At 67.2% G+C, this 3,016-nt stretch carries 2 protein-coding genes and 1 CRISPR repeat array; both genes read left to right on the forward strand.

Translation table 11 applies throughout. From position 1 onward, the window contains the following. The first annotated feature begins 51 nt into the window (after positions 1-51). Positions 52-505: direct repeats of the CRISPR family, unit length 35 nt; unit sequence CTGGCAGCTGCTTCCGCGTGGACGCGGACTGAAAC. A gap of 365 nt (positions 506-870) precedes the next feature. Continuing rightward, a complete protein-coding gene (locus tag MFF42_RS22945; RefSeq protein WP_238258021.1) occupies positions 871-2,511 on the forward strand; it encodes a hypothetical protein in 1,641 nt (546 codons plus the stop codon). Continuing rightward, the coding region (locus tag MFF42_RS22950) for a hypothetical protein (RefSeq protein WP_238258022.1) at positions 2,508-3,016 on the forward strand (509 nt) is incomplete at its 3' end. The genes MFF42_RS22945 and MFF42_RS22950, both read left to right, overlap by 4 nt.

A 3,016-nucleotide genomic window follows, 5' to 3' on the forward strand; every position in this document is an offset into this window, starting at 1 on the left:
GGACGCGGACTGAAACGGCATCGGGTCGTGCAGGGGCGCGGCCGAGGTGGGCTGGCAGCTGCTTCCGCGTGGACGCGGACTGAAACCCGTCGCGCAGGCCGGGCACGGGGATGCCGTTGGCTGGCAGCTGCTTCCGCGTGGACGCGGACTGAAACCGTCCCTCTCGGCCGTGACCTGCTGGTGGGCGGGCTGGCAGCTGCTTCCGCGTGGACGCGGACTGAAACGCCCCCGACCCGGCGCTCTGCCCGGCCGGATGGAACTGGCAGCTGCTTCCGCGTGGACGCGGACTGAAACTCTGGGGCTGTCGGGCGGGCGGCGAGGGCTATCGGCTGGCAGCTGCTTCCGCGTGGACGCGGACTGAAACCAGACTGAAGCGCCGACTGGAAGGTGAGGTTGCGGCTGCCAGCCGCTTCCGCGGGGACGCGGACTGAAACGTCATCGTCTCGGCGCCTACCGCGCCCTGGTGGGGGCTGGCAGCTGCTACCGCGGGGACGCAAACTGAAACCCGAAAGGCTGAAAGCCCGGGGCAAGCTGCTCCAGGTTGGCAGCTACTTTCTCTTGGAGGGCGAGTTCGAGCACCGCCATCCGCTTGACCTGCTCCCGTTAGATTGACTAGCAACCGCCTCTGCCTCGCTTTGATCGAAAGCCTTACTCTATAACTTTCACGCATTAATCGTATCTTTCATTGAATTTCAAGCTGATTAAGCATCAAAATTCAGAATATATATCAAGGAGCGATTATTTATAATCGCATAACAGTGGTAAATACGATTTTCTAGCTGTTGGACCAGAAATTTGACTATCTTCTTGACAACACACGAACATCCATCTGAAGGTTGCAGACAGGTCCGAGGACACTAGGGGAAAGCGGTGCCGTCGTTCCTGGTCCGGGTGGAAGCGGTCAACCTCGACGTCACGGTGTTCGACACCGACGATCTGTCCGTCGTTCGCGGAGGCGGTTTTGCCGGCCTCCTGGCACCGCAGTTCGTGCGCGACACCCTCGAACAGGCGTGCCTCGGTCGCCTGATCCCGGTTCTCGACGCCGCCTCGCAGAGCGTCGCGGTGCTGGAAACCGATGATTCAACCGTTAATGCCGGTTGGATCGAGCGGCAGCTCGATGCCGTGGCGAGCGGGCGCGCCGTCCCGGAAGGGACCGATGCTCGGCTTGCCCGTGTGCTGCCCCACCTCTGCCTCGTAGGGGCAGCTGTGCCCTATCCTAATGCGCCGACCGGCGAGCAGCATGCAGAGGCAGGGCGGCAGGCGCAGGCCCGGCTGCGCGCCCGTCAACTGCAGCGCCTCGCCATCGAGCCCGGGCCCACGGCACCTGGGCATCGTGCCTGTGCGATCGATCGGATGCGCCCTGCCACGGATCGCGTGCGCAAGGGCGACAACGCGTTTCACGTCTCGGCGAGCGTCAAGGCTCGCCTCGAACTCGGCAGGGAGATGCGTCAGCAGGTCTACGCGCGCCTGCTGCCGCATCGGACGGCGCCGCTTCCAACTTTCGCTGAAAGCCTCTCCGAATTGGTCAAGGCTGCTCCGCCGGGCTTGCCTTCGAGCCTGCGCGGCAAGATCGCGGTCGTGGCCCTCGACGGGAACGGCTTCGGCGCGGCCGTCGGGCGTGCAGTGAAACGAGGCGCCGCAGCAGGCGGTGCGGGTGCGCTCGCGGAGGAACGCACCTTCTCAGCCGAACTCGCCGAGCGGCGCGCCCTCCTTCTGGAGCGACTCCTCGACGCCTTCTGTGCCGACACGCGCATGACAGGCCCGGAGGGGCGGCTGCGCTTCGAGACGCTTCTGTGGGGCGGGGACGAGGCCGTCTTCGTGCTGCCCGCCTGGGCGCTGCGTGACGCGCTCGGCGTGATCGCCAGAGACTTCGGGGCGGGCTGGACAGTCCGCGGTCAGGCGCTGACCCACGCTGTCGGCGCGCTCGTCTGCCATCACAAGATGCCGATCGCCACGGCCCGGGCGCTGGCGTCCGACACGATGGAGCTTGCCAAGAGCGCGGCAAAGGGCGTGGCTAAGGCAGCGACGAAGGCCAGGACCGCGAACTCGAAGGGCCAGAAGGAGCCTGTCGAGCAGGAGCCCTCCGACAACGCGGTCTCGCTTCAGATCGTCGAGAGCATCGAGCCGCCGGCATCCGGCCTAGAGACCTACCTCGCCGATCACTACGGCACGGCCGCCTCGGCGGCACACACCTTCCTCGGTCTGCCGGCGCTCGAAGCGTTCCTTGCGGCTGCCGACCGCATCACCGACCCCGAGATCGGACTGCCCCGCAGTCAGCTCTACGGCCTCATCACGCGCACCCGCGGCGCCGATGCCGCCGATCTGACGAAGCTACGCGATGAGGTCCTCAAGCGCCTGCGCACAGAGCGCGAAGCGGAAGACGTGGACGCCCTCGCACGCGTCCTGACGGACGGAGCACTGGGGCCAGTGACACCGGATCCACGTCTTCCCCTCCTGCGTCTTGCCGATCTGTGGAACGTGCTGCGCCCCTTCGCGCAGGCCGCCGCATGACCCGCTGCACGCTGACCCTGCGCCTTGAGGGTCCTCTCTCGACGGCAGGCCTCGCGAGCGCTGGCCACGGCGTTGACCAGCCGTTTCTGCGCGACCACGACGGCTGCATGATCCTCGCGGGCACGCTGGTGCGCGGCAACGTTCGCCACGTGCTCGATGCCATCGCAGCGACCGCCCCCGACCACCTCCCGGCCGACACGGTCGCGCGCTGGTTCGGCGTGGCGTCCGGCAGCGACGATGGACAAGAAGCGTTCGCCTCGCCGGAGGCGTGGGCGCCCAGCAGTGGCACGCTGCGCTTCGGCGACCTTCGCGCGCAGAACGGCGCAGCCGCGACGACCATCACGCGCATCGCGGTGGACGAGGGCACAGGCAGCGTCGTTCCGGGGGCGCTCCAAGTGCTCGAGAGTCCGGCCCGACCCGGCGAAGAAGTGCTTTTCTCAGGCCTGCTCGAGGCCGAGCCGGAGGCGCTGGTCTGGATCGAGCGGGCGCTGCGGCTCGTGCCGGC

This window comes from Methylorubrum podarium (genome assembly GCF_022179745.1).
Classification (GTDB): Bacteria; Pseudomonadota; Alphaproteobacteria; order Rhizobiales; family Beijerinckiaceae; genus Methylobacterium; species Methylobacterium podarium.